This window comes from Methylobacterium aquaticum, assembly GCF_001043915.1.
Classification (GTDB): domain Bacteria; phylum Pseudomonadota; class Alphaproteobacteria; order Rhizobiales; family Beijerinckiaceae; genus Methylobacterium; species Methylobacterium aquaticum.
Genome location: NZ_LABX01000005.1, coordinates 1 through 6905, shown reverse-complemented (window position 1 = coordinate 6905; position 6905 = coordinate 1). Strand labels below are relative to the sequence as shown.

Sequence of the window (6905 nt, the reverse complement as noted above, 5' to 3'; positions counted from 1 at the left end):
CGCCTGCGGCGGGGCAGGCGGCGCGCGTCTTCTCGCGCACCTCCACATGCCGGCAAGCCGCGCGACCGTGCTGCGGCTCGTCACCCGCATGCCGATGCCCGACACGCCGGCTCCCATCCGGGTCGGCATCGACGACTGGGCGATCAGGAAGGGCAGCCGTTACGGCACGATCGTCGTCGACCTCGACCGTCACCGCGTCGTCGATCTCCTCCCGGATCGCACGGCACCCACGGTGGCCGGCTGGCTCGAACGGCACTCCAGCGTCGCACTCGTCGCCTGGGATCGCTCGACGGAGTATGCCCGAGGCGCAAGCCTCGGCGCTCCCCAGGCGCAGCAGGTCGCCGATCGCTGGCGTGCGACCTGAGGGCTGCTGGAACCCACACCGCTCCAGTAGCCCGCAAGGTCCGATGGAGGAGTGTCCTGAAAGGGAACCTCGTCCACCCGAGTGCTGCTACCCGGACGTGCGAAGGAGCAATCCGACGTGCGAAGCTCCGGGGACAACGGCTCTAATCTGGAAGCACCAATCCGGAGGCGGCCCAGCAGAGGATGGAAGGCTGAACGTGTGTGAACGCCCGCAGTCAAGGTCCGTCATCGGCAACCGGCCAAAGGTGCTGTCAGGCCGGCGCCAAAACGGCACGCGGGTCGGATCGTCGAGTGTCAGCATCGACGACGGTGGCACCATGACCCGCCGGACCATAGGGCGCAGCCTCCCCATCCGCCTCTCCCCATCGGGCAACAGGGTAAGCCCCACCCGTCCCGCCGCCGCAAGGCGACGGTCTCCCGACCGCAAGGAAGGGCATGGCGGAGGGGGTAGAGGAACGGCGGAGCAAGCGAAGGCCGCCCTGTAACCGGGCGGACAGGGCCTCGGCAACGAGGAGATACCCGACCCGAAAGGGTGCTGACTTCCGTCACGGTCTCAACGGTCGAGACGCTTTGGATCGCTTGGACTTGCCGGGGACGTTGGATGGTGACAGCCGAACTGACCGGTGAACGCGGACAGACGACGTGGCCCGAGATCGACTGGGCCGCGACGGAGGACGCCGTGAAGCGATTGCAGGGCCGCATCTTCCGTGCCGCGGCGGCCGGGAAGGCTCGGCAGGTCAAGAACCTGCAGAAGCTCCTGGTTCGCTCCACATCCGCAAAACGGCTCGCGGTCCGCCGGGTGACCCAGCAGAACGCGGGCCGCGATACGCCCGGCATCGACGGCGTGGTGTGCAGGACGCCTGAGAGCCGGATGAGGTTGGCCGATCATGGCCTCGGCCTGAGGGACTACCGGCCGCAGCCGGTCCGGCGGGTGTACATCCCCAAGCCGGACGGGCGGCAGCGCCCCCTGGGCATCCCGACGGTCCGGGACCGGGCCATGCAGATGCTCGTCAAACTGGCGCTGGAACCCGAATGGGAGACGCGCTTCGAGGCGAACAGCTACGGGTTCCGACCCGGACGGTGCACGATGGACGCGATCGTGGCCCTGCACGCGACGCTGGCTCCGGCCGGTGCGAGTGGCTGGCTGCTCGACGCGGACATCGCCGGCTGCTTCGACGCCATCGGACACGATCCGTTGCTGGCGAGGCTGCCGGTGTTCACCACCACGATCCGGCGCTGGCTCAAAGCTGGCGCGGTGGATCTCGGCAGGTGGTCGGCGACGACGGCAGGGACGCCGCAAGGTGGCCCCCTGTCGCCGTTGCTGGCCAACGTCGCGCTCGACGGCATGGAGCGGCTCTTCGGAGCCGAGGATGCTCGGGGCCGGTACGTCCGCCCGAGCCTGCGCCGCGGTGAGAACCGCGGCGTCAGCCTGATCCGCTACGCCGACGACTTGGTGGTGACGGCACCGACACAGGAGGTCCTGCAGACCCACGTCGTTCCCGCGCTCTCCCGGTTCCTGGGTGCACGCGGGCTGCAGCTGAGCGAGGCGAAGACCCGGATTGTTCACATCGACGACGGTGTGGACTTCCTGGGCTTCACCGTCCGACGCATCCGGGGCAAGGTTCTGACGCGGCCGCAGAAGGCCAAGGTGGTGCGGCACCTGCGCGCCATCGGGGACTATCTGCGCGACCATCGTCAGGCCAGCCCGAGCCAGGTGATCGCCGCCCTGAACCCGGTGATCCGGGGCTGGACGGCCTACTACCGGCACGGGGCGTCGAAACACGCGTTCCACACGGCGGATCATCACGTCTTCGCCAAGCTGTGGCGATGGGCCAAGCGGCGCCATCCGACCAAGGCGGCGGGATGGGTCCGGTCGAGGTACTTCGACCCGGCGTGGAACTTCGTGGACGGCAAGGCCAAGCTCGTGCGGCACGACGAGGTGGGGATCGTCCGGCATGCGAAGGTCCAGGGCAAGCGCAGCCCGCTGAACCCCGACGACCGAACGTACTGGCAGGCCCGGCGGCGTCGGCGACTGGACGAGACGATGCGGTCTCGCACGCGAGCGATGCTGCTACGGCAGCAGGACTATCGCTGTGCACTGTGCGGCGTGACGTTCGACCCCGACGAGGACATCACCTTCGTCGAGGTCCACCACGACACACCGCGCCATTGCGGCGGGACGGACCGGATCACCAACCTGAAGCTGGTGCATCGGTGGTGCCACAAGGCTCACCACGCGCGGACGATGCGCCAGGCGGCCGAGGCTTGAGCCGGATGACGAGAGATCGTCCCGTCCGGTTCTGAGGGGGCTGGGGCTCGGCAACGAGCCCCGGCTACCCGACACCTGCTCACCAACATGCGGCAGGCCGTCGAACGCTGGCTCCACGGCGCCCATGCCCGGTTGCGCAGCCTGCCGCTCCTCCCTGGCTCGACCGTTCGTCCCGCCCGGCGCAACCGCGCCTTTGCCCGCTCTACGACGGAGTTGGAAGCGGCGGCACAGAGCCGGATGCGATGGCAGGTTGTCTACGACGAGGTCCGCCATCGGCACGCCGCCGGAAAGCCCCTGCTCGCGATCGCCCGTGCCCTGGGGCTGGCTCGTGCGACGGTGCGCAAGTATGCCAGCGCCGAGACGTTCCCGGCGCGGTTGCCTCACGGTGCCGGGCCGAGCCTGCTTGATCCGCACGTCGCATACTTGGCGGGACGGATCGACGAGGGCAGCGAGAACGCCATGGCCCTGTGGCGCGAGATCCGGGAGCAGGGCTATCCGGGGACGAGCCGGCAGGTGCATCGCTTCGTCGCCGAGCGCCGGACGAGGCCGGTCCGATCAGGCCGCAAGCCCCGCAGTGCCAAGGCTTCCGCTTCGGAGCCGCCTGGATCGGAAACCCTGTTGCCGCCAGCACGGCAGCTGGCGTGGCTGCTCGTGCAGCCGACCTCGGTGTTGAATGAGAGCGAAGCGGCTGTGGTGAGCCGCGTCGAGCAGGACGACACCGCCCGGGCCGTCACGGGGCTGGCCCGCCGCTTCACCGCACTCGTGCGCGCCGCCGGGAAGGGCAATCCCGTGGCCGATGATCGGGACGCCGCTGCAGACATCGAGGCTTGGATCACGAAGGCCCGAACCTGTGAGGCTCCTGCGATCGCGACGTTCGCCTCAGGATTGGAGGCGGACATCGCTGCCGTCCGGGCTGCTCTCATGGAGCCATGGAGTAGCGGCCAGGCTGAAGGCCAGGTCAACCGGCTCAAGCTCATCAAGCGCCAGTGCTACGGACGGGCAGGCCTCAATCTCCTGAAGCGCCGCATGGTTCTGGCCGCATAATCCACGTAAAACGAGCAAGAACCAGAAACGGGGCAATCCCATGTAACCAGTCGCCCGTTTCCTACGGATTGCTCCTGGCGGGCAATCAGTTCAAGATGGGCGGCCGGACGACCGCGACTGCTGTTGTCGTCCAGCCGCCCCGCCTGTCCCAGGTCGGTAGGGCGCTGGCGTCCCTAGGCTGCACGGGCTGCTGGACGCTTGTCCTGGGGCTGCATGCTCGGATCGGACGCGACGCGTGCCGCGGTGACGTGCAATTGCCGGGTCGGACGCGACTTCCGCGGGTCGGCCGAGAGAGGCCTCTTGATCAGTCAGGAAAACGAGTTGCGGGCATTGCTGTCGTCCGGCCTGGCCGGAAGTGCGGCGGATTACCGGGCGTTTCTGGAGCGGCTCGGTCCGCACCTGAGGGCCTACTTCAAGGGCAAGCTCGCCCGCTCCGGACGCGCAGCGCCGGAAGCGGAGGATCTCGTCCAGGAGACGCTGATGGCGGTTCACACCCGACGGCACACCTACGATGTCGGCCAGCCGGTCACGCCCTGGCTTTACGCCATCGCTCGCTACAAACTCATCGACCATTTGAGGCGTACGCGCGCTTCGCTCGCCGACGTGCCTGTCGAGGACGCGGGGGAACTGGTCGCGCGCGACGACCACGTCGCAGTCGAGAGCACGCTCGACATCGAGCGCCTGCTTGGTCGCCTTCCGGGCAAGATGCAACAGGCGATCCGGGCCATGAAGGTGGAAGGCTTGAGCGTGGCCGAGGCAGCGACGCGCTCCGGCATGTCGGAATCGGCCATCAAGGTCAGCGTCCACCGCGGATTGAAGGCGATGGCCGCCTTGGCAGGAGGCAGACGGGAATGAAGACCGACGAACTCATTGGCTTGCTTGGCGCGAGCTTCGCCAGCGAGCCTGCCAAGTCCCCCAACCTGCTGAGGCGGATCGCGCTTTGGGCCGCGGCCGGGGCTGCAGGGGTGCTTTGCCTGGCCCTCCTCGCGTTGGGCGTCCGGTCGGACTTGGGCGAAGGGCGGGCACTCACCTTCCTGCTGGCGAAGCTGGCCTTCGCCTTCGCCGTCGGAGGCCTGGCCTTGCGCTACCTGGGCCGCATCGCTCGCCCCGGGGGCGAGAGGAGGGTGAACCTCGGGATTGTGGCCCTGCCATTCGCGGCGGTCATGGTCCTCGCTGCCTTCAGTCTCGCCAGCGCGCCCCCGGCCCATTGGGGGACCATGCTCACCGGCCATATGTGGCTCGAATGCCTCGTCTCCATCCCGGCGATTGCGGTGGTCCCCTTCGCGACCCTGACGTGGGCAGTCCGGAAGTTTGGCGCACCGACGGACCTCGTCCGGGCCGGAGCCTTGGTGGGGCTTGCGTCGGGAGGCGTGAGCGCGATGGGCTACGCGATCCACTGCATGGACGACACCGTACCGTTCGTGGCGGTTTGGTACGGCGGAACGATCGCCCTTTGCACGCTGGCGGGCGCGCTTCTCGGGCCTCGCCTGATGCGCTGGTGAGGCGATTGAGCCGCCCGCTCGGGGCCGGACCACTTCAGTCGCGTCGCGGTCTTCGAGGGATGCGGGTCAGTCCGGGGGTGCCCAGTTCGGTCGCGGGTACCCGGAGAGGTCACCTCGTCGCGCGGCGCGGACGCGCGGATGTGTGTCCCACACCTCCCGGGGCAGCGCCTTCCCGTCGATCAGGAAGGCGCTCGTTCCGTCCTGCGCAACGACGGCCGGGCCGAGCGGATTGTCGAGGACTTCGTAGAGCCCGGCCGCTTCGTTCCAGGCGCGGACCGAAACCGAACGCCCCTCGTCCATGAGGAAGGCGCAGTGCGTCTCGGCGGGATGGGACGGCACGGCTGCCGCTGTCCGCACGGGTCCGGCGGGCGTGCTCTCGCGGGGCGTGGGAAGGCCGGCGAGGAAGGCGAGCGCACGCCGTGCCGGAAGCTCCTCGAGCCCACATTCCGCCATGCGGGCCTCGATGACGGCAAGGTCGAGAGGCCGGGCCCGGTGGTAGGCCGCGATGTAGTCCCTGTCCTTGTCGGCGAGGCGAGCGAGCTTGGAAACGATCAGGTCCTCCGGCCCGGGAGCCACCACCGTCACGGTCGCCGTGCCGTGGCCACTCACCTCCCGGACCACCGCGCGCGAGGGCCACGAGGGCGGCAGGCGGGCGGTGCGGTCGTCGACGCCGTCGATGTAGAAACCGTGCGCCGTGTGGAAGAGCGAGCCCTCGCCGAAGAAGACGGAGATCTCCTCGGATGCCTCCGCGAGGTCGTCGTCCTGGGCGGCCTCCCAGGCCCGAGCGTTGGCAGGATAGGCATCGATCTCGGGCGACATGCACATCGTGACCGGTGCGCCGGGCCAGCCCACGAGGATGCCCTGGCTGCCGACGACCACCACGGTGCGGGTCTTGAAGTGCAACGCCAGTGAACGGGCGGTGCGGTCCAGGTCCGCGACTGTCCTGATATCAAGGGGACATTTCACGTCGGTGCGGAGAAGCCTTGGCGACCGGCATGCGTCGCCCGTTGAGCGGCCGCCCCTTTGCGTGCAAGGCGCCAAATCCGCTTTCGGACGTTTGGGTCGCGCACAAACGACACACCCTCTCCTTCCAGGAACGGCGAGGAGAGCCGAAGCCGCTGCATGCCTTCGTCCCGTCGGGTGAGGAGTTGCCGGATCGTCCCGGGTGGCTGCCCGAGGATCTCGCGCCATTCGGATACGAAGGTGCGCTCGGGGTAGGCCGCCTCAAGCCGCATGACAGCCATCTTGGCGCTATCGAGGATGCCCGGATCGTGCGCGAGCCGACGCGCCACGAGCCGATGGATCATCAGCTTGGCACGATCGTTCACGACTTCCCTGTTCACCTCGGGACGCACGGGATGCCTCTGAAGCCACGCGTGTTTCGGACCGAGGGCATTATGCCCGACACCCGGGAACCCGACAACGTCGGAATCGAGGCCCGGTTCGACTTCCACAAGGCCTTGGTTCGCCGCGGACGCGGGTCCCCGCACAGGTCCTCTGTAACGCATCATCCGCGGGTCCCGAAGTCGTCGGTAGCGGCGCCGTCAAGGCATACGCGAACGACGATGGAGCATACGATGAAGTACATCCTTGCGACCTTGGTGGCCTCCACCATCATGGCAGGCGGCGCTGGGGCGCACCCGAGGCTGCCCGGCGAGGCCGTTCCTTTGGCGGGCTGGAGCGTCCTGGAAGGCGCGACGGGAGCCGCGCCCGAGGCGACGGGGAGC

Annotated in this window: 6 protein-coding genes and 1 pseudogene; 5 read left to right on the top strand and 2 right to left on the bottom strand. The window is 68.6% G+C overall.

Annotated features, from left to right (window positions below; translation table 11 throughout):
* The 5 genes and pseudogenes from VP06_RS00675 to VP06_RS00655 all read left to right on the top strand — a co-directional run.
* Nucleotides 1–352: pseudogene (locus VP06_RS00675) on the top strand (transposase); the annotation flags it as partial.
* A 612-nt stretch (nucleotides 353–964) separates the two neighbouring features.
* A complete protein-coding gene (gene ltrA / locus VP06_RS00670) occupies nucleotides 965–2632 on the top strand; it encodes a group II intron reverse transcriptase/maturase (protein WP_048461901.1) in 1668 nt (555 codons plus the stop codon).
* Between the two features lie 87 nt (nucleotides 2633–2719).
* Nucleotides 2720–3676: a transposase gene (locus tag VP06_RS34210; protein WP_053081471.1), complete on the top strand. Its 957-nt coding sequence runs from the start codon at nucleotides 2720–2722 to the stop codon at nucleotides 3674–3676.
* 300 nt (nucleotides 3677–3976) lie between these two features.
* Nucleotides 3977–4531: a sigma-70 family RNA polymerase sigma factor gene (locus tag VP06_RS00660; protein ID WP_197093094.1), complete on the top strand. Its 555-nt coding sequence runs from the start codon at nucleotides 3977–3979 to the stop codon at nucleotides 4529–4531.
* Nucleotides 4528–5178, top strand: coding sequence for an NrsF family protein (locus tag VP06_RS00655; RefSeq protein ID WP_048444520.1), 651 nt, complete (start codon nucleotides 4528–4530; stop codon nucleotides 5176–5178). Before VP06_RS00660 ends, VP06_RS00655 begins: the two co-directional genes overlap by 4 nt.
* Nucleotides 5179–5244: 66 nt before the next feature.
* Here the strand turns inward: VP06_RS00655 and VP06_RS37730 are convergent, their stop codons facing one another.
* Both VP06_RS37730 and VP06_RS34200 read right to left on the bottom strand, forming a co-directional pair.
* A complete protein-coding gene (locus VP06_RS37730; protein ID WP_245290998.1) occupies nucleotides 5245–6081 on the bottom strand; it encodes a DUF6036 family nucleotidyltransferase in 837 nt (278 codons plus the stop codon).
* A 59-nt stretch (nucleotides 6082–6140) separates the two neighbouring features.
* Nucleotides 6141–6506, bottom strand: a complete 366-nt coding sequence (locus tag VP06_RS34200) for a hypothetical protein (protein WP_156295382.1) — start codon at nucleotides 6504–6506, stop codon at nucleotides 6141–6143.
* Nucleotides 6507–6905: the final 399 nt, after the last annotated feature.